Origin of the sequence: Buttiauxella sp. BIGb0552, assembly GCF_004366275.1 — a bacterium.
GTDB lineage: Bacteria > Pseudomonadota > Gammaproteobacteria > Enterobacterales > Enterobacteriaceae > Buttiauxella > Buttiauxella gaviniae.
The window spans coordinates 656,025-676,851 of the sequence record NZ_SODY01000003.1 but is presented as its reverse complement, the minus strand read 5'-3'; the positions used below and the strand labels follow the sequence as shown (position 1 = coordinate 676,851).

Sequence of the window (20,827 nt, the reverse complement as noted above, 5' to 3'; positions counted from 1 at the left end):
TTTATTTCTAATTACGCAAGATTTTCGAAGTATGCCTCCAACGCCTCAAGCTGTTCGCTTGCATCTTCAATGGCGTTGAATGTGCGCCGAAACTGGTCATTTGGAGCGTGTTCCTGTAAGTACCAGGAGACGTGTTTGCGAGCAATTCGGTATCCCTTAGCATGACCATAAAAGTCATGAAGTTCACCAATATGCCCACAAAGTAAGCGCTTTACCTCTGCCAGAGGCAGTGGAGGAAGCAACTCTCCAGTGTCCAGATAATACTGGATTTCCCGAAAGATCCAGGGTCTTCCCTGAGCCGCGCGTCCTATCATAAGAGCATCAGCCCCTGTGTAGTCGAGCACAGCTCTGGCTTTAAGCGGGTCAGTAATGTCACCATTCGCGATTACCGGAATGGAAACTTTCTGCTTAACTGCCCGAATGCTGTCGTATTCAGCATCTCCCTGAAATAAACAGGCGCGTGTGCGTCCATGAATTGTCAGAGCCTGAATGCCACAGTCTTCAGCCAGTTGGGCAATCTCTTCACAGTTACGGTGCGCCGTATCCCAGCCAGTGCGAATCTTCAACGTTACAGGTACGTCAACTGCGTTAATTACCGTTGTCAGGATAGACTTCACCAGATTTGGGTATTGCAGCAATGCAGAGCCTGCGAGTTTACGATTCACTTTCTTAGCAGGGCATCCCATATTGATATCAATAATCTGGGCGCCATTAGCCACGTTAATGCGTGCGGCCTCTGCCATCTCATCAGGATCACTACCGGCAATTTGCACGGTGCGAATACCTGGTTCATTCACGTGCACCATTCGTAAACGTGATTTATCACTCGCCCAAACTTCAGGGTTGGAGGACATCATCTCGGAAACAGTCAGTCCGGCTCCCATCTCATAACACAGCGTCCTGAATGGTCTGTCAGTGATGCCAGCCATAGGTGCTGCTATCAGTCGATTTCTGAGCTGGTGTTGTCCAATGCGCATGAGTTAAGAAATGACCATACTTGCCTGCAAGGCGGCGTATATTACGCATTTTTAGCCTGAGATGAAAGGCCAAACTTTGAACAATCAGCTGTCGTAGATCAATGAATCCTTATCTCGTGAAGTGATAAAAATAAATTAATTATATTTTTCAGTGTGTTATGCATTATTGGTTGATTTGTGCGCTTTTATATTTTCACCACATTCAGGGGTAATTCATTATTTTTTACGTATAAGACACCAGATAAAGTGCTGCTTAAATCACCAAAATTAGTGTTTTTCTGCGATCGGCATCTCATTTTACTGCGAGTTATCACTGGGATGAATTGTTGTAAACGGAGTGTTGCACGAGGAATTCTGAGATCAGTAACGTGGCTTGATACCACGTTACTGAGAGGAAGGTTTTAGAGTTTGATACCGGTAATTCGGCACCATTCTTCTTTTTCTGCGACTGGATCGAGCGTGAATTTATCCTGATATGCTTCGCAAACCCCCTCGGCCTGGCTTGCCAGAACGCCAGAAAGTCCAAGGAAACCGCCCTGAACAGGCAGCACGCTGATTAGCGGGGCTAACTCACGCAAAGGGCCTGCCAGGATGTTAGCAACGACCACATCGGCGCTCATGACTTCTGGCTGGTCTTTAGGCAGATACAGTTCCAGGCGATCAGAAACACCATTGCGTTCTGCGTTATCGCGGCTGGCCTGAATCGCCTGCGGGTCGATATCAATACCAATTGCTTTCACTGCGCCCAATTTCAGTGCGGCAATAGCAAGAATGCCTGAGCCGCAGCCAAAATCGATAACGGTTTTGCCCGCCAGATCTAAGCTATCAAGCCACTCAAGACACAAAGAGGTCGTTGGGTGAGTGCCGGTACCAAACGCAAGGCCTGGATCCAGCATCACGTTCACTGCGCTAGCGTCTGGCACATCGCGCCAGCTTGGGCAAATCCACAGGCGTTTCCCAAAGCGCATTGGGTGGAAGTTATCCATCCATTCACGTTCCCAGTCTTTGTCTTCGATCTGCTCGATTTTATGGTGGAAACCAACGTTCAGCAGTGGGCAGTTTTCGAGGATAGCGACTACATCGTTCATGTCGGCTTCAGCGTCGTACAGACCGATCACATCGGTATCGCCCCATAAACGGGTTTCGCCAGGTAGTGGCTCAAATACCGGTGTGTCATGGGTATCCTGAAAGGTTACGGATACAGCGCCGCTTTCAATCAGTGCGTCGCCGAGTTCTTCAGCGGTTGCGCCAGTAGTATTAATTTTCAGTTGAATCCATGGCATAGCGAAACTCTTTATTTATCAGTAGTTGAAACGAGTGCTGGTACAGGTAAAGGCTGGCCAAAACGGTTGCCTACCAGGAACGCCAGCAAACTTAATAATAAGGATGGCACAATTGGGTGGAAGCCCAGGAACTGGATTTTGAAGCTCGCCAGCGCTGCATACAACCCGCCACCGACAATCATTGCGCTTAACGCGCCTGCGGCATTTGCCCGTTCCCAATAAAGACCGAGCACTAAAGGCCACAGGAACACAGCTTCTAACCCACCGAATGCCAGCAAATTCAGCCAGATGATCATTTCAGGCGGACGCCATGCTGCAAGTAGCAGTAACGCACCTAAAATCAGCGTGATCACCGATGACATTCTTTTCAGACGCTTTTCGTTAGTGATCTGATCCGGTCGCATATTCAGATAAAGATCTTTGACGATCGTAGCTGACGATTGAAGCAGTTGGGCATTAATTGTCGACATGATTGCTGCCATTGGTGCTGCGAGGAAGATCCCCGCCGCGAACGGTGGCAGAACTGTGACCATTAATGTTGGGATAACTAAATCCGGTACTTTCAAATCAGGTATCACTGCGCGGCCTAGTGCACCGGCCAGGTGCATACCAAACATCAAAATCGCTACCACAATCGTGCCGAGGATAATTCCACGGTGTACGGCTTTACTGTCTTTATAAGAGATGCAACGCACCGCTGTGTGAGGCAAGCCAATCACGCCGAAACAGACCAGCACCCAGAATGAGGTCATGAAGGTTGGAGAGAGGATGTCATCGGCACCCTGTGGTGAGACAAGCTTAGGGTCAATGCGTTGAAGCGTATCTACCGCGTTGTGCAAGCCACCCGCAGCGTGAACGATACCCATCAACAGCAGAATCGTTCCAACCAGCATCACCATTCCCTGCATCGCATCGTTGAGAACGCTGGCACGGAAGCCACCGAATGCAGTGTAAAGCGCGATACTGATACCAAAAATCAGCAAACCAGTTTCGTAAGGAATACCCGCAGCGGTTTCCAGCAAGCGGGCCCCGCCAATGAACTGCACGGTCATGGCACCGATAAATGCCACCAACAGGCTAATACTTGCCAGCCACACCAGCAGCCGGCTTTGGTAGCGCGCATACAGCATGTCGTTCAGGGTAACGGCGTTATAGCGACGCGCCAGAATGGCAAACTTTTTACCCAGAATCCCCAGTGATAACCACACCGCGGGAAGCTGAATCATTGCCAGCAAAACCCAGCCCAGGCCATATTTATAAGCAGCTCCAGGACCGCCAATAAACGAGCTGGCGCTGATATAGGTGGCGGTGAGCGTCATCGCTAATACGAAGCCACCCATTGAACGGCTACCGAGGAAATACTCGTTAAGGAAATTTCCTGTCGTGCGACGCCTCATGGCATACATTGAAATGCCAAAGACGACTAACAGATAGGCTACCAGCGGCAGTACGACTTCAAGCTGCATGATCATCCTCCAATGGGATATCGCGGAAGATGAACTTCACCATGGCCCAGCACAGCAAAATAAACAGCAGAGGTACCAGCAGGCACGCCATTTCAAACCAGTGTGGGAGACCTGTTGGGCCGATATCGTTATTAGGTAAGTAAGCAGCCACTAACCATGCTGCAAGATAAAGAAGGGTTAGCCAAAGCGCCCAGCGGGCTTCTTTATGGGCCTGAACAAAACGCGCGTCCATTGTTGTCCCTTGAGTTGGCGGAAAGCGGCGATTGTAACGCATAGCCAAAAAAGAAAAAGGCCGGATAACCGGCCTTTTAGCGATGTTGACTGAGAAAACTTAGTCCTGAAGACCCAGTTTCTTCTCCAGATAGTGGATGTTAGTCCCGCCGTGCTGGAAGTTTTCATCGTTCATGATGCGAGTCTGCAAATCAACGTTGGTTTTGATGCCATCGATGATCAGCTCAGCCAGGGCGTTCTTCATACGCGCAATCGCCACTTCACGGGTTTCACCGTAACAAATAAGTTTTGCGATCATTGAATCGTAGTATGGAGGAACAGTGTAGCCGGAATAGATATGCGATTCCCAACGTACACCAAAACCACCCGGCACATGGCAGCGAGTAATTTTGCCAGGACTTGGCAGGAAGGTATTCGGGTCTTCGGCGTTAATACGGCATTCAACCGCGTGGCCTTTAACCTGAACATCTTCTTGCTTGATAGACAGTGGTTGTCCTGCAGCAATGCGAAGCTGTTCTTTAATCAGATCAACACCGGTGATCATTTCTGTTACCGGGTGTTCAACCTGGATACGGGTGTTCATCTCGATAAAGTAGAACTCACCGTTTTCGAACAGGAACTCGAATGTACCTGCACCGCGATAGTTGATATCGATACACGCTTTAGAACAGCGCTCACCGATGAATTTACGCAGCTCAGGCGTGATGCCTGGTGCTGGCGCTTCTTCCACAACTTTCTGGTGACGACGCTGCATAGAGCAGTCACGTTCAGCCAGATAGATCGCTTTACCCTGGCCATCAGCAAGAACTTGAATCTCGATGTGGCGTGGGTTTTCCAGGTACTTCTCCATATAGACCATATCGTTGTTGAAAGCAGCTTTTGCTTCCGCACGGGTCATATTAATGGATTGTTCCAGATCGGCATCGTTACGTACGACACGCATACCACGACCGCCGCCGCCGCCGGACGCTTTAATAATTACCGGGTAACCGATGCGTTTAGCATGGGCACGGTTTTTATCCATATCGCCGTCAAGAGGGCCGTCAGAGCCTGGTACGCAAGGTACACCAGCTTTCTTCATTGCGTTGATTGCAGAAACTTTATCGCCCATCAGACGGATAGTTTCAGCACGCGGGCCAATGAAGATAAAGCCTGAACGCTCAACCTGCTCAGCGAAGTTGGCATTTTCAGACAGGAAGCCATAACCCGGGTGAATCGCAACGGCGCCAGTAATTTCTGCCGCAGAGATGATAGCCGGGATATTCAGATAGCTTTTTACGGACTGAGCCGGGCCGATACAAACAGTTTCGTCCGCCAGCAATACGTGTTTTAGATCGCGATCGGCAGTGGAGTGTACCGCGACAGTCTTGATGCCAAGTTCTTTACAGGCACGAAGAATACGCAATGCAATCTCACCACGGTTAGCGATGACAATTTTATCCAGCATGTTCGCCTCGTTACTCGATGACGACCAGCGGCTCGTCAAATTCAACCGGTTGACCATTTTCAACCAGAATGGCTTTCACCACACCGGCTTTGTCAGCTTCGATCTGGTTCATCATTTTCATTGCTTCAACGATACACAGAGTGTCGCCAACGTTAACCTTCTGGCCAACTTCAACAAATGATTTAGCATCCGGGCTTGGGGTGCGGTAGAAAGTACCGACCATTGGGGAACGCACGATGTGACCACTGATTTCAGCAGCCGCCGGTGCTTCTGCCGGAGCGGCAGGTGCAACAACGTTAGACAGGCCGGCCTGTGGCTGTGGCTGGTACATTGGCGCAGCATAAGCCTGTTGCATCATCGGGTAGCCGGTGTTTACCGGTGCACGACTGATGCGAACAGATTCTTCGCCCTCAGAAATTTCCAGTTCAGAAATGCCTGATTCTTCAACCAGCTCGATCAGTTTTTTAATCTTACGAATATCCATGAGTGGGTTCCGTACTCTTGTTTAGATGGATTTTGACAAGCGTTTTACCGCCGTCTGTAGTGCATATGAATAGCCGTCAGCGCCTAATCCGCAGATGACACCAACCGCTTTATCAGAAAGATATGAATGATGGCGGAACGGTTCGCGCGCATGCACATTGCTCAGATGGATCTCGATAAACGGAATATCCACCGCTAACAAGGCATCACGCAGCGCAACGCTGGTATGTGTAAACGCGGCCGGATTAATCAGAATAAAATCGACAGTGTCTTTAGCCTGATGAATTCGGTCGATCAACTCATATTCAGCATTAGATTGCAGGTGGCTGAACGAGACATTTAGCGTTTTTGCTTCTTCTTCGAGAGAGTTAACAATTTGCGCTAGCGTCAGCGTGCCGTACTTCTCAGGCTCGCGTGTTCCCAGCATGTTAAGATTCGGACCGTTCAAAAGCAAAATGTGAAAATTAGCCGACATCGTGCTGCCATCTCCTGCAATTTGTAGGTATTTTACAAAATATACCTAAGTTGCTCGGTTGTCACCTTCAGAGCCAGAAAATGGCCTGTCAGAAAAACCAAAGTCGCACATTATAACGATTTCGTAGCATTTGGCAGCTAAATACTGGTCTTATCAGGGAAGATGATCAACTCATATCCTTTTTAGGGGCACAGTTGATCACTTTTCTGCGGAGAAGAACACATATCTGGAGTTAACGCAGCCACATCCGGAATTTCTTATAGCGCAAGGCCAAAAGGATGAATGCGCCAAGAGCATACAGCAACGGTTGCGGGGAAATAACCTTTACTGACCATAAAAAATGTATGGGGGCGAGAATTGCGACCAGATAAACGAAGTTATGCAGTTTTTGCCAGCGTGAACCTAATTTTCGTTGTAAAGATTGGGTCGATGTTGCCGCCAATGATAGCAGCACCAGCCAGCTGATTACTCCTAAAGTCAAATAGGGGCGCGTGACCAACTCCTTGCCGAGCAGTGCCAGATTGCTGATTCCCAGTTCCAGCATGGCGTAGCTAGTTAGATGAAGAGTGCCCCAGGCAAAACACCACAACCCCAGTAGACGACGGGTACGAATCAGCAGTGGTTGTTTACCGTATCGCGCTAAAGGGGTGACCAGGAGAGTCGCCAGCAGTAACTTGAGCGCCATCCTGCCGGTAAAATGCTGGATATCCTTCGCCGGATCGGCGCTCAAAAAACCTTGGTTTGCGGCATAAAATAGCCAGACAAAAGGTAAGAATGCCGCGAGATGTAACCCCACTTTTAGCCACGTGATTTGCTTTGCAGTTAATCTCACTTAGAAATTCTCCTTCAGATTTAAACCTCGGTACAGCGTAGCAACCTGATCGGCATAACCATTAAACAGCAATGTAGGTTGGCGTTTTACATCAAGCACGCCACCTGAACCAATGAATCTTTCACTCGCCTGCGACCAGCGTGGGTGGTCAACATTTGGGTTTACGTTGGCATAAAATCCATATTCATTTGGAGCTGCCATATTCCAGGTGGTGGGCGGTAGTTCACTAACCAGTTTGATACTGATGATCGATTTAATCCCTTTAAAGCCATATTTCCACGGAACGGTCAGGCGGATTGGCGCGCCGTTTTGCGGCGGTAGCGCTTTGCCATAAACACCCACAGTCAGCAAAGTTAGCGGATGCATCGCTTCATCAAGTCGCAGTCCTTCAACGTAGGGATACTTCAAACCGCCGCCAATAAATCGATCTTTCTGTCCAGGCATTTGCTCAGGGTCGTAAATTGTTTCGAAGGCGACATATTTCGCATTGCTGGTGGGTTCAACCAAAGCCAGCAACTTGCTGAGTGGGAAACCAATCCACGGCACAACCATTGACCAGGCTTCAACACAACGCATGCGATAAATTCGCTCTTCAAGCGTGAATTTTTTGTAGAGATCGTCGTAATCCAGTGTCAGTGGTTTTGCTACTTCGCCACTAATGGTGATTTTCCACGGATCGGTTTTCAGACTCCCGGCGTTTGCCGCAGGGTCGGCTTTATCCAGACCAAATTCGTAGAAGTTATTGTAGCCAGTGACTTTATCTTCCGGGGTCATGGCGAGCTTTGCCTGCCATTGTTCCGGTTTACTAAATTGCAAAGGTTTCCCTGAAGGGGCTGGTGGCCGGTCATTACCTTTAAACCAGGAAAGAATATCTGCATTTGCAGTCTGAGGAAGCGAGAGGGCAGCCGCACTGATACCTAGTGCTTTCAGTACCTGGCGGCGTTTCATCATAAAAACGGATTCAGCTGTGACATCAGCTTCTGTGAAGCGGGCGACCTTCTTCATCTTTTACTCCAGCGTGGCTTTATTCCCTAAGCATGACGGAGAACGCTAAACCCTGCGAATTTGTCACAAAAAATTGAAACTTAAACATAGTTCTAGGTTTGTTGAATATTTGTTAATAGGGGCAGGACTGTCAGCAGCTATACTTGAGTTTCAGTGTGCAAAACACTCGCTTTGCAACAAAGGGTGAGAATATGTTCACTGTGTTTGCCAGGGCACCTCTTTTGCTATGTAATGCCGCATCAGGTCAGGCTTGGTATATCTTCACCAAACGGAGTTAACACAAGGATGCGATTAACGACGAAACTCTCTGCTTTTATGACATTGCTGACGGGGCTCGCTATTTTTGTGACGCTCGTTGGTTGTTCATTAAGCTTCTTTAATGCGATGCATTATAAAGTGCATCAGCGTGTGGTTGCTGTTGCCACCATTATTGATAACGATTTAGTTTCCAGTTCACCAGATGCTCTGATCAAGCGCCTCAATGAGGTGATGGTTCCGATTGATATCATCGCGGTCGATTTCAAAATTGGCGATAACACCGTTTATCAGCACCAATTGACCCAAACCTATCGCTTGCTGGGAAACAGCTACAATTTCCGCACCGTGACTGTTGAATTAATGAAGCATCCCGGCATGTTTCTCAGTTTGACCTATCGCGATCCGGTCGCGGATTACTACAAATCTCTTTTCGCGACGGTACCTCTTTCTATCACGATTGGATTCATGCTTATCGTGCTGTTCTTTGCTATCCGCTGGATGAAAAAACAGCTTGCCGGGCAAGAGTTACTGGAAAGCCGTGCGCGACGAATTCTGAATGGCGAAAGAGGTGTTGAAGTACGTGGCTCGGTGCTGGAATGGCCGCCACAAGCCAGTAGTGCGCTTGATGTGTTGCTTTCAGATCTGCAAAACGCCAGCGAACAACGTAGCCGAATGGATACTCTGATTCGTGCTTTCGCCGCACAAGATGCGAAAACGGGTCTGAATAATCGCCTGTTCTTTGATAACCAACTGGCGACTTTACTCGATGAGCAGGAGCAAGTTGGCGCGCATGGTGTGGTGATGATTATTCGTTTACCGGATTTTGAAACACTGCATGAAACTTGGGGGCGAAACGCAGTAGAAGAGTATTTGTTTACGATTATTAATATGTTATCGACATTTGTGATGCGCTATCCGGGGGCTTTGCTGGCACGCTATTTCCGTAGTGATTTTGCCGTTTTGTTGCCGCACCGCACATTGAAAGAAGCCGATAGCATTGCCAACCAATTACTGAAGGCCGTCGATTCGATGCCCCCAACGCGAATGTTGGATCGTAATGACATGATGCATATCGGTATTTGCGCATGGCGTAGCGGGCAAAGCAAAGAGCAAGTTATGGAGAATGCAGAGGTGGCGACGCGTAATGCTTCCCTGCAAGGAACCAACGGCTGGTCGGTTTATGACGATAGTTTGCCGGAAAAAGGGCGTGGTAACGTTAAATGGCGTACGCTCATTGAGCAGGTGTTGCAACGTGGCGGTCCACGCTTCTACCAAAAACCGTCCGTGAAGCGCGATGGCTATGTGCATCATCGGGAAATTATGTGTCGGATTTTCGACGGTGAACAAGAAGTATTGGCGGCAGAGTATTTGCCGATGGTTAAGCAGTTTGGTTTATCGGAGCAATATGACCGACAAATCATCGCCCGGCTATTGCCGTTAGCAGGATTCTGGCCTGAAGAAACGTTAGCCATTCAAGTGTCGGTTGAATCACTGATTCGGGCTCCTTTCCAGCGTTGGTTGCGTGATGCGTTAATGCAATCTGAAAAATCACTTCGACGACGTATTCTTTTTGAACTTGCAGAGGCAGATGTTTGTCAACACATCAGCCGTTTGCAACCTGTGATTCGTTTGATCAAAGCATTGGGCGTACGTATTGCAGTTTCCCAGGCGGGATTGACCGTAGTGAGTGCGTCTTATATTAAAGAGTTGGATGTAGAGTTGATAAAACTGCATCCAGGGCTTGTGCGTAACATTGAGAAACGAACCGAAAATCAGCTGTTTGTACAGAGTCTGGTTGAGGCTTGTAACGGGACTCAGACACAAGTTTTTGCGGTCGGTGTAAGAACGCGAAGTGAATGGCAGACACTGGTAGAGAAAGGCGTGGCGGGTGCTCAGGGGGATTTTTTTGCGGCCTCTGAACCGCTCGATAGCAACGTGAAAAAATATTCGCAAAGATACTCGGTTTAACCTGCCGTTTATAAATATTTCACGTAGAATAACGCGCGCTGCATCTCAAGGGGGTGGATACGCCTGCTGACCAGATTGTTAAAGCACGAATGAACCCAGTTTGCTTCCTTGCACTGTTCGTTTAACCTACAGCGTTTGTTTAATTCCTCTGCGGTTCGAGGATAAACGTGCCGAAAGTGTAACGGTCGTAGTAAACTGCACAAATTTTCACCATTGCAGAACATTTATGCGCCTTGTCGCTGCAATGAGTGGTTGGTAAAGTAAGCGGATTTTGTTTCCGCCCCAGCTTTCAGGATTATCCCTTAGTATGTTGAAAAAATTTCGTGGCATGTTTTCCAATGACCTGTCCATTGACCTGGGTACCGCGAATACCCTGATTTATGTAAAAGGACAAGGCATCGTACTGAATGAGCCATCTGTCGTGGCCATTCGCCAGGATCGTGCCGGTTCACCTAAAAGTGTTGCGGCCGTAGGTCATGATGCTAAACAGATGCTGGGTCGTACCCCTGGCAACATCGCGGCTATCCGTCCGATGAAAGATGGCGTTATCGCTGACTTCTTCGTCACCGAAAAAATGCTGCAGCACTTTATCAAGCAAGTGCATAGCAACAGCTTTATGCGCCCAAGCCCGCGTGTTCTGGTTTGTGTGCCAGTTGGCGCAACTCAGGTTGAACGCCGTGCTATCCGTGAATCTGCGCAAGGTGCAGGTGCTCGTGAAGTATTCCTGATTGAAGAGCCAATGGCTGCGGCTATCGGTGCTGGCTTGCCAGTTTCTGAAGCAACTGGTTCTATGGTTGTGGATATCGGTGGTGGTACTACTGAAGTTGCCGTTATCTCTCTGAACGGTGTGGTTTACTCCTCTTCCGTTCGTATTGGTGGTGACCGCTTTGATGAAGCCATCATTAATTATGTGCGCCGTAACTACGGTTCACTGATTGGTGAAGCAACCGCTGAACGTATCAAACACGAAATCGGTTCTGCTTACCCAGGCGATGAAGTGCGCGAAATCGAAGTTCGTGGTCGTAACCTGGCTGAAGGTGTTCCACGCGGCTTTACTCTGAATTCCAATGAAATCCTCGAAGCCCTGCAAGAGCCTTTGACCGGCATCGTGAGTGCGGTAATGGTTGCGCTGGAGCAGTGCCCACCAGAATTGGCTTCTGACATTTCTGAGCGCGGTATGGTTCTGACTGGTGGTGGCGCATTGCTGCGTAACCTCGACCGTCTGCTGATGGAAGAAACAGGCATTCCGGTAGTAGTTGCAGAAGATCCATTGACTTGCGTAGCCCGTGGTGGTGGCAAGGCACTGGAAATGATCGACATGCACGGCGGCGACTTGTTCAGCGAAGAGTAATCAGCCACACGTAAAAGGCAGTGACCATCACTGCCTTTTCCTTGCTGGCCCTGGAATACGCATAGCCTATGAAGCCAATTTTTAGCCGTGGCCCTTCGTTGCAGTTTCGCCTAATTCTGGCGGTGCTGGTGGCGATTGGTGTCATTATTGCCGATAGCCGTCTGGGTACGTTCAGTCAAATTCGAACGTATATGGATACTGCCGTCAGCCCTTTCTATTTTGTCTCAAATGGTCCCCGTGAATTGCTCGACAGCGTCTCGCAAACACTGGCATCACGCGATCAGCTAGAACTCGAAAATCGTGCACTGCGTCAGGAACTGATCCTGAAAAACAGCGAATTACTGATGATGGGTCAATATCGTCAGGAAAACGCACGTCTGCGCGAATTGCTTGGTTCACCGTTGCGTCAGGACGAGCAAAAAATGGTGACTCAGGTTATCTCTACCGTTAACGATCCTTACAGTGACCAGGTTGTCATTGATAAAGGGAGCGTGAATGGGGTCTATGAAGGTCAGCCAGTCATCAGTGATAAAGGTGTTGTAGGTCAGGTCATTGCGGTGGCTAAACTCACCAGCCGTGTTTTGCTGATCTGTGATGCGACACATGCGCTACCGATTCAGGTACTGCGCAATGACATTCGCGTTATTGCGGCGGGTAACGGCTGTACTGACGATCTGCAACTGGAACATTTACCGGCAAATACCGATATTCGCGTAGGCGATGTATTGGTGACGTCTGGTTTAGGTGGTCGCTTCCCTGAAGGTTATCCGGTGGGTGTCGTTTCCTCTGTGAAACTTGATACTCAACGTGCGTACACAGTTATTCAGGCTCGCCCAACCGCGGGTTTACAACGTCTGCGTTATTTGCTGCTGTTGTGGGGCGCGGATCGTGAAGGCAAAACCCCTATGCCGCCGGAAGAGGTTCATCGCGTAGCTAATGAGCGTCTGATGCAAATGATGCCGCAGGTATTGCCTCCGGCTGATTCTGTTGGCCCGCCAGCCCCAGCTCCGATTCCACCTCCGGCAACCGGAATGACTCAGGCTCCTGCAGGGAAGCCCGCTTCTCCTGCACCTGCTACCCAGGGAGGGCAGTAGTGGGGAGTTACCGTAGTCAGGGTCGTTGGGTAATCTGGCTCTCTTTCCTTGTCGCCTTGCTGTTACAAGTAATGCCCTGGCCTGACGATCTGAAAATCTATCGTCCGGACTGGGTTTTACTTATTCTGCTGTACTGGATTCTGGCGTTGCCCCACCGGGTAAATGTTGGCACTGGTTTTGTGGTGGGTGCCATACTGGATCTGATCAGCGGTTCCACTCTGGGCGTGCGAGCGTTATCTCTGAGTATCGTTGCTTACCTGGTGGCGTTGAAGTACCAGCTATTCCGCAATCTCGCGCTTTGGCAACAGGCTTTAGTGGTTATGCTGTTGTCATTGATGACAGATGTCATTGTTTTCTGGTCTGAATTTTTAGTCATTAACGTATCTTTCCGTCCGGAAATTTTCTGGAGTAGCGTGGTTAACGGCGTGCTGTGGCCATGGATATTTTTGCTGATGCGTAAAATTCGCCAACAATTTGCTGTGCAATAGGATTTAACATGACATCTTTGTATCTGGCATCGGGTTCTCCACGTCGTCAGGAACTTCTGACTCAGTTGGGTGTGTCATTTGAGCGCATCATTACCGATGTAGAAGAACAGCGTCTTAGCGGTGAGAGTGCGCAGCAATATGTTATGCGCCTGGCGCGAGATAAAGCGCGGGCAGGTGTGGCATTAGCGCAACATGACTTACCGGTTTTAGGTGCAGATACTATTGTTATCTACAATGGCAACGTGTTGGAAAAACCTAAAGATGAACAACATGCTGCCGAAATGCTGCGCATGTTGTCCGGGAATCAGCATCAAGTGATGACGGCAGTAGCGTTAGCCGATCGCGAATCGTTACTGGATTGCCTGGTGACGACTGAAGTGACATTTCGCGCATTATCAGAACAGGATATCGCCGGCTACGTGGCCTGCGGTGAACCCATGGATAAAGCAGGTGCATACGGTATTCAAGGGCTTGGTGGTTGTTTTGTCAGGAAGATTAATGGCAGCTACCATGCTGTAGTCGGCTTACCGCTAGTTGAAACCTATGAATTGCTGAGTAATTTTCACGCTTTGCGTGATGGACGAGGAAAACATGACGGCTGAATTATTAGTCAACGTGACCCCATCGGAAACTCGGGTGGCTTACATTGATGGTGGAATACTGCAAGAGATCCATATTGAACGCGAAGCACGTCGCGGGATCGTAGGGAATATCTACAAAGGTCGTGTAAGCCGGGTACTTCCGGGAATGCAGGCGGCATTTGTAGATATTGGCCTTGATAAGGCAGCGTTTCTTCACGCTTCTGACATCATGCCACATACCGAATGTGTGGCTGGTGAAGAGCGAAAAAACTTCACAGTACGCGATATCTCCGAACTGGTGCGCCAGGGGCAAGACCTGATGGTTCAAGTGGTGAAAGATCCGCTGGGTACTAAAGGCGCGCGACTGACCACTGATATCACACTGCCGTCCCGTTACCTGGTCTTTATGCCAGGAGCCTCGCATGTGGGGGTCTCTCAACGCATTGAAAGTGAAGCTGAGCGTGAGCGCCTTAAACGTGTGGTTAACGCATATTGCGACGAGCAAGGCGGATTCATCATCCGTACTGCGGCAGAAGGGGTATGTGAAGACGATTTATCTGCAGATGCAGCTTACCTAAAGCGTGTATGGACAAAAGTCAGCGAACGCAAAAAACGTAATAAAACACGATGCCAGCTGTACGGTGAATTAGCGTTGGCACAACGTGTACTGCGTGATTTCGCAGATGAGGCACTTGACCGAATTCGTGTCGACTCCCGCCTGACTTACGACATGCTGCTGGAATTTACCGCAGAGTACATGCCGGAAATTCACGGCAAAATTGAACACTATAGCGGTCGCCAGCCTATTTTCGACCTGTTTGACGTTGAGAACGAAATTCAGCGCGCGCTGGAACGAAAAGTTGAGCTGAAATCTGGCGGCTATCTGGTTATCGATCAGACTGAAGCCATGACTACCGTGGATATCAATACGGGGGCATTTGTTGGTCATCGCAATCTCGACGATACTATTTTTAATACTAATATCGAAGCGACGCAGGCTATTGCCCGCCAGTTACGTTTGCGTAATCTGGGCGGCATTATCATCATCGACTTCATTGATATGAGTAATGAAGATCATCGCCGTCGCGTGTTGCATTCTCTTGAGCAAGCGTTGAGTAAAGACCGTGTGAAAACCAGTATTAATGGTTTCTCGCAGCTTGGCCTGGTTGAAATGACGCGTAAACGCACGCGCGAAAGCGTTGAACATGTGCTGTGTAATGATTGTCCAACTTGCCACGGTCGCGGTACCGTGAAAACGGTTGAAACGGTCTGTTATGAGATTATGCGTGAAATTGTCCGCGTGCATCATGCTTACGATTCTGACCGCTTCCTGGTTTATGCCTCACCAGCCGTGGGGGAAGCACTGAAAAGTGAAGAGTCCCATTCACTGGCCGAAGTTGAAATTTTTGTCGGCAAGCAAGTCAAAGTACAGATCGAGCCGCTCTATAATCAGGAGCAGTTTGACGTCGTTATGATGTAGCTCTCTGTGCGGTTGGCGCAGGTTCGAGTCCCGCTCCGGCGGCTAACAAGGAGATATACGTGAGGCGACTGCCCGGCATTCTGCTACTCACTGGCGCAACGCTTATCGTTATCATCGCACTGCTGGTGAGTGGTTTGCGTCTGGTTTTGCCGCATCTCGATGCCTGGCGCCCGGCTTTGTTAGATAAAATCGAAGCGATGACTGGCACGCCTGTCGACGCCAGCCAGATAAAGGCAAGCTGGGAGAATTTTGGCCCGACGCTCGATGTGCGTGATATTAAAGCGGGTCTGAAAGACGGCGGTGAGTTGAGCGTTAAGCGTGTGACGCTGGCGCTCGACCTTTGGCAAAGTATTTTGCATGCGCGCTGGCAATTCCGCGATCTCACTTTTTACCAAATGCAGATGCGTACTAATACCCCATTGAGTCAAAACAAAGGGGATAGTAAATTCGAGCCGGGTAAAATCAGCGATCTCTTTTTACGCCAGTTCGATCACTTTGATTTGCGCGACAGCTCCCTTAGTTTCCTGACTCTATCTGGCCAACGAGCCGAACTCACGATCCCACAACTTACCTGGCTTAACACCAAAAACCGTCACCGTGCTGAAGGATTAGTCAGTCTGTCGAGCTTTACCGGACAACACGGTTTGGCAAAAGTACGGATGGATTTACGGGACGAAAATGGCCTGCTGAATATCGGCAAAGTCTGGCTACAGGCTGATAACGTTGACGTAAAACCCTGGCTCGGCCGCTGGATGAAGGACAATGTTAATTTACAGACTGCCAAATTCACCCTCGAAGCATGGATGGATATCAAAGATGGCGATATTGCTGGTGGCAATATCTGGCTGAAGCAAGGCGGTGCAAGTTGGGCAGGTAAAAGCTCTTCTCACCAGCTGTCTGTTGATAATTTAATGGCTCACGTCAATCGTTCTGATGCGAGCTGGGATCTTGCTATTCCTTCAACCAATATCACGCTTGATGGTAAAACCTGGCCGAAAGGTTCGCTATCTTTAGCGTGGATTGCTCCGCAGGATGTGGGTGGAAAAGGGAATACTCGTGGTGACGAATTGCGGGTGCGCGCCACAAATATGGAGCTGGAAAGCTTCACTGGTTTACTGCCGATTGCCGAGAGAATCTCACCCGATTTAGGTGATATTTGGACCTCCTTGCAACCTCGCGGGCACATTGATGTGTTGGCACTGGATATCCCGCTCCAGCAAACGGAAAACACCCGTATGCAAGGGCGCTGGAAAGACGTGAGTTGGAATCAATGGAAAATGCTTCCCGGTGTCGAACACTTCGCAGGTTCAATTACCGGTAGCGTTGCCCACGGGCAGCTTAATGCACAGATCCTCGATGCTAAAATGCCTTATGAAGGTGTATTCCGCGCACCGCTAGAGATTGAACATGGCGCCGCAACGCTTGAGTGGCGGAAAAATGCTTCTGGTTTCCAGCTTGATGGCAAAAATCTTGATGTAAAAGCTCGCTCGGTATGGGCGGCTGGCGACTTCCGTTATTACCAGCCTGAGGGTGGTGACCCATGGTTAGGGATTTTAGCCGGAATCAGTACCAACAACGGTGCTGATGCCTGGCGTTATTTCCCTGAAAACCTGATGGGCAAAGAGCTGGTTGATTACCTCAGTGGTGCTATTCAGGGCGGTGAAGCTGAAAACGCGACGTTGGTCTACGGCGGCAACCCCCATCTTTTCCCTTATCTGCATAACGAAGGACAGTTTGAGGTCTACGTTCCGCTACGCAATGCTAAATTTGCTTTTCAGCCTGACTGGCCTGCATTAGAAAACCTGAATATTACACTTGATTTCATCAATGACGGTTTATGGATGAAGTCTGATGAAGTGAAACTCGGGGGCGTTACTGCGCGCAACCTCACGGCGATTATCCCGGATTACTCGAAAGAAAAACTGTTGATTGATTCTGATATCAACGGCCCTGGAAGTGCAGTTGGCCCGTATTTCAAAGAAACACCTCTAAAAGATTCGCTGTCTGCTGCTCTTGATGAACTCCAGATCGGTGGGGATGTGAATGCTCGCTTACATCTGGATATCCCATTTAATGGCGATATGACCACGGCTTCTGGCGACGTCCAGCTTCACAATAATACGCTGCTGATAAAACCTCTCTCCAGCACGCTGAACAACCTGACGGGTAAATTCAGTTTTGTGAACGGCGATTTGAAAAGTGAACCGTTGAAAGCTTCCTGGTTTAACCAACCAGTAGGTATTGATTTTAATACCAAAACGGGTGAGAAAGATTACAAGATTGGCGTCAATTTGCTGGGCGACTGGCAGCCAACAAAAATGGGTGTTTTGCCTGAGCCGGTTAACAAAGAGTTGAGCGGTAACGTTCCGTGGAAAGGTGATGTGGCGATAACGCTTCCTTATCACGGAGAGGCAAATTATCAGGTCAATGTGGATGCAGACCTAAAAAATGTGAGTAGTCACTTACCTGCTCCTGTGAATAAATCAGCGGGCCAGGCACTGCCATTGAAAATCGCAGTGAAAGGCGACCTGAATAGCTTCAATTTGACAGGTAATGCTGGGCCGACAAACCACTTCTCCAGCCGCTGGCTTCTGAATAAGAAACTAACACTGGATCGCGCTATTTGGGCAACGAACAGTCACACAATTCCACCGTTACCTGACAATCCGGGTGTTGAGCTTGATCTCCCTGCGATGGACGGCGCGCAATGGTTAGCGCTCTTTAGCCAAGGTGCGGCGGAAAGTGTCGGTAACTCTGCATCATTCCCATCAAATATTACGTTACGTACGCCTTCGCTGACTTTCGCTGGGCAGCAGTGGAATAACCTGAGTCTGGTTTCCCACGCGATACCTGGCGGTACGCGTGTTGAAGCACAGGGGCGTGAAGTGAATGGCTCGTTGACGATGCAAGATAATGCACCGTGGCGTGCAGCAATCAAATACCTCTATTTCAACCCTGACTGGGGTAATAGCACAGCCAAAACGACCAGCACTTCTCCACTGGGAGACAATACTTCAATTGATTTCCGCAGCTGGCCTGATCTGCAACTGCGTTGCGCCGAATGTTGGCTGTGGGGGCAAAAATATGGCCGTATTGAAGGTGATCTTGCTGTTAAAGGGAACACGCTGGAATTAGAAAATGGATTAGTCGATTCAGGATTTGCAAGACTAACCGGCAGTGGTCAATGGGTTAACAGTCCAGCAGAAGAGCGCACCTCCATAAAAGGTAAACTTCATGGCAGCAAGCTTGATGCCGCAACCAATTTCTTTGGGGTTAAAACGCCAATTCAGGGTTCATCTTTTGATGCGGATTATGATTTGCACTGGCGTGATAAACCCTGGCAGCCAGACTTTGCTTCACTAAACGGAATCTTACATACCAAATTGGGTAAAGGTCAGATTGCCGATCTGGGCACAGGCCACGCCGGGCAATTGCTGCGTTTGGTGAGTGTCGATGCGCTAATGCGTAAGCTGCGTTTCGATTTCAGCGACACCTTCGGTGATGGTTTCTATTTTGACTCCATCCGCAGTACGGCCTGGATTAAAGATGGTGTGTTGCATAGCGACGATACGTTGGTTGATGGTCTGGAAGCTGATATCGGCATGAAAGGCTCCGTTGATCTGGTTCGACGTCAATTGGACCTTGAAGCTGTTGTCGCACCTGAAATCTCGGCAACCGTTGGTGTGGCGACTGCATTTGTAGTTAACCCAATAATAGGTGCCGCCGTGTTTGCCGCGAGTAAAGTGTTAGGGCCTTTGTGGAGTAAAATCTCCGTGTTGCGCTATCACATCACGGGATCGGTCGATCAACCGCAAATTAATGAAGTGCTCCGTCAGCCAAGAGTTAACGACGCTAAGTGATTTGACGCGAACGGCTAATTGCCGCAAGCTCAATAGATATCTCCAATCGATAGACAAATAAGAGTAGCGAAACGATGAGTCTGAACCTGGTAAGTGAGCAGTTGCTGTCTGCGAATGGCTTAACCCATCAAGATCTTTTTTCCATTTTGGGACAATTGTCCGAGCGCCGACTCGACTATGGCGATCTCTATTTCCAGTCCAGTTATCACGAATCCTGGGTGCTGGAAGACCGCATCATTAAAGACGGCTCTTATAACATCGATCAAGGTGTTGGCGTGCGTGCGGTCAGCGGTGAGAAAACCGGTTTTGCTTATGCCGACCAGGTCAGCTTACTGGCACTAGAACAAAGTGCCCATGCGGCCCGAAGCATCGTGCAGGATAAAGGAAATGGCCGCGTACAGACATTAGGTGCTGTGCAGCATAGCGCGCTTTATACCAGCGCTGACCCGCTGCAAAGCATGACGCGCGAAGAGAAACTCGACATCCTGAAACGTGTTGATAGCGTAGCCCGTGCGGCAGATAAGCGCGTTCAGGAAGTGACAGCCAGCCTGACTGGTGTTTACGAACTGATTCTTGTCGCGGCAACTGACGGTACACTGGCAGCTGACGTACGCCCATTAGTGCGTCTTTCTGTTAGCGTGCAGGTTGAAGACGACGGTAAACGTGAACGCGGCTCAAGCGGTGGCGGTGGTCGCTTCGGTTATGACTATTTCCTCGAAACCGTTGATGGCGAAGTTCGTGCCGACGCGTGGGCGAAAGAAGCTGTGCGTATGGCACTGGTGACCCTTTCTGCTGTAGCAGCACCTGCAGGTACGTTCCCAGTAGTGCTTGGCGCGGGCTGGCCGGGCGTGCTGTTGCATGAAGCGGTTGGTCATGGTCTGGAAGGCGATTTTAATCGTCGCGGTACTTCCGTATTCAGTGGTCAAATGGGCCAACTGGTTGCTTCTGAGCTTTGCACTATTGTTGATGACGGCACCATGGCCAATCGCCGTGGTTCCGTTGCCATTGATGATGAAGGTGTTCCGGGCCAGTACAACGTATTGATTGAGAATGGCATCCTGAAAGGCTATATGCAGGACAAACTGAATGCCCGCTTAATGGGTGTTGCGCCAACAGGTAATGGTCGTCGCGAATCTTATGCACATCTACCAATGCCACGTATGACCAACACTTATATGCTCGCTGGTAAGTCTACTCCGCAAGAGATCATCGAATCCGTTGAGTACGGTATCTATGCTCCTAACTTTGGTGGCGGTCAGGTAGATATCACATCTGGTAAGTTTGTGTTCTCAACTTCCGAAGCCTATCTCATCGAAAACGGCAAAGTGACGACTCCGGTAAAAGGCGCAACGCTGATTGGTTCCGGTATCGAAACGATGCAGCAGATTTCGATGGTAGGTAACGATCTGGCGCTGGATAACGGCGTCGGTGTGTGTGGCAAAGAAGGGCAGAGTCTGCCAGTCGGAGTTGGCCAGCCAACGCTTAAAGTCGATAACTTAACGGTTGGCGGCACAGCGTAATATTCTACTTTCTCTCGTAATAATCAGC

Annotated in this window: 17 protein-coding genes; 8 read left to right on the top strand and 9 right to left on the bottom strand. The window is 49.3% G+C overall.

Translation table 11 applies throughout. The features are described from left to right. Nucleotides 1-11: 11 nt before the first annotated feature. From dusB to msrP, 9 genes are all read right to left on the bottom strand, one after another. Nucleotides 12-977 (bottom strand): tRNA dihydrouridine synthase DusB, encoded by a 966-nt coding sequence (dusB, locus tag EDF88_RS12085; RefSeq protein WP_064514176.1) that lies wholly within the window; start codon nucleotides 975-977, stop codon nucleotides 12-14. 401 nt (nucleotides 978-1,378) lie between these two features. Continuing rightward, nucleotides 1,379-2,260 carry a 50S ribosomal protein L11 methyltransferase gene (gene prmA / locus EDF88_RS12080; protein WP_064514174.1) on the bottom strand — a complete coding sequence of 294 codons (882 nt, stop codon included), beginning with the start codon at nucleotides 2,258-2,260 and terminating at the stop codon, nucleotides 1,379-1,381. A gap of 11 nt (nucleotides 2,261-2,271) precedes the next feature. Next, complete coding sequence (gene panF / locus EDF88_RS12075; RefSeq protein WP_064514171.1) at nucleotides 2,272-3,726, bottom strand: sodium/pantothenate symporter; 1,455 nt, start codon at nucleotides 3,724-3,726, stop codon at nucleotides 2,272-2,274. Continuing rightward, the gene (locus EDF88_RS12070) at nucleotides 3,716-3,958 is read right to left on the bottom strand and encodes a YhdT family protein (RefSeq protein ID WP_064514169.1); all 243 of its coding nucleotides are present in this window, start codon (nucleotides 3,956-3,958) and stop codon (nucleotides 3,716-3,718) included. Before EDF88_RS12070 ends, panF begins: the two co-directional genes overlap by 11 nt. A 99-nt stretch (nucleotides 3,959-4,057) precedes the next feature. Next, nucleotides 4,058-5,404: an acetyl-CoA carboxylase biotin carboxylase subunit gene (accC, locus tag EDF88_RS12065; protein WP_064514167.1), complete on the bottom strand. Its 1,347-nt coding sequence runs from the start codon at nucleotides 5,402-5,404 to the stop codon at nucleotides 4,058-4,060. A gap of 10 nt (nucleotides 5,405-5,414) precedes the next feature. Next, nucleotides 5,415-5,888: an acetyl-CoA carboxylase biotin carboxyl carrier protein gene (gene accB / locus EDF88_RS12060; protein ID WP_064514164.1), complete on the bottom strand. Its 474-nt coding sequence runs from the start codon at nucleotides 5,886-5,888 to the stop codon at nucleotides 5,415-5,417. Between the two features lie 21 nt (nucleotides 5,889-5,909). Next, nucleotides 5,910-6,362, bottom strand: coding sequence for a type II 3-dehydroquinate dehydratase (aroQ, locus tag EDF88_RS12055; protein ID WP_034459855.1), 453 nt, complete (start codon nucleotides 6,360-6,362; stop codon nucleotides 5,910-5,912). A gap of 232 nt (nucleotides 6,363-6,594) precedes the next feature. Beyond that, nucleotides 6,595-7,194: a protein-methionine-sulfoxide reductase heme-binding subunit MsrQ gene (gene msrQ, locus EDF88_RS12050; protein ID WP_134184855.1), complete on the bottom strand. Its 600-nt coding sequence runs from the start codon at nucleotides 7,192-7,194 to the stop codon at nucleotides 6,595-6,597. Next, entirely contained in the window at nucleotides 7,195-8,199 is a 1,005-nt protein-coding gene (gene msrP, locus EDF88_RS12045; protein ID WP_134184853.1) for a protein-methionine-sulfoxide reductase catalytic subunit MsrP, read from the bottom strand. It abuts the gene before it with no gap. 285 nt (nucleotides 8,200-8,484) lie between these two features. On the opposite strand from msrP, the gene csrD reads away from it, so the two are divergent. From csrD to tldD, 8 genes are all read left to right on the top strand, one after another. Continuing rightward, nucleotides 8,485-10,425 (top strand): RNase E specificity factor CsrD, encoded by a 1,941-nt coding sequence (csrD, locus tag EDF88_RS12040; protein WP_134184851.1) that lies wholly within the window; start codon nucleotides 8,485-8,487, stop codon nucleotides 10,423-10,425. Between the two features lie 307 nt (nucleotides 10,426-10,732). After that, entirely contained in the window at nucleotides 10,733-11,776 is a 1,044-nt protein-coding gene (gene mreB / locus EDF88_RS12035; RefSeq protein WP_000913396.1) for a rod shape-determining protein MreB, read from the top strand. Between the two features lie 68 nt (nucleotides 11,777-11,844). Beyond that, nucleotides 11,845-12,870, top strand: a complete 1,026-nt coding sequence (gene mreC / locus EDF88_RS12030) for a rod shape-determining protein MreC (protein WP_064514156.1) — start codon at nucleotides 11,845-11,847, stop codon at nucleotides 12,868-12,870. Then, a complete protein-coding gene (mreD, locus tag EDF88_RS12025; RefSeq protein WP_034459838.1) occupies nucleotides 12,870-13,358 on the top strand; it encodes a rod shape-determining protein MreD in 489 nt (162 codons plus the stop codon). Before mreC ends, mreD begins: the two co-directional genes overlap by 1 nt. 8 nt (nucleotides 13,359-13,366) lie before the next feature. Beyond that, complete coding sequence (locus EDF88_RS12020) at nucleotides 13,367-13,960, top strand: nucleoside triphosphate pyrophosphatase (RefSeq protein WP_134184849.1); 594 nt, start codon at nucleotides 13,367-13,369, stop codon at nucleotides 13,958-13,960. Then, on the top strand, nucleotides 13,950-15,419 hold the full coding sequence (rng, locus tag EDF88_RS12015) for a ribonuclease G (RefSeq protein ID WP_064514154.1): 1,470 nt from the start codon (nucleotides 13,950-13,952) through the stop codon (nucleotides 15,417-15,419). Before EDF88_RS12020 ends, rng begins: the two co-directional genes overlap by 11 nt. 59 nt (nucleotides 15,420-15,478) lie before the next feature. After that, on the top strand, nucleotides 15,479-19,279 hold the full coding sequence (gene yhdP, locus EDF88_RS12010) for an AsmA2 domain-containing protein YhdP (RefSeq protein ID WP_134184847.1): 3,801 nt from the start codon (nucleotides 15,479-15,481) through the stop codon (nucleotides 19,277-19,279). 74 nt (nucleotides 19,280-19,353) lie between these two features. Further along, nucleotides 19,354-20,799, top strand: a complete 1,446-nt coding sequence (gene tldD, locus EDF88_RS12005; protein WP_064514150.1) for a metalloprotease TldD — start codon at nucleotides 19,354-19,356, stop codon at nucleotides 20,797-20,799. Nucleotides 20,800-20,827 lie beyond the last annotated feature (28 nt).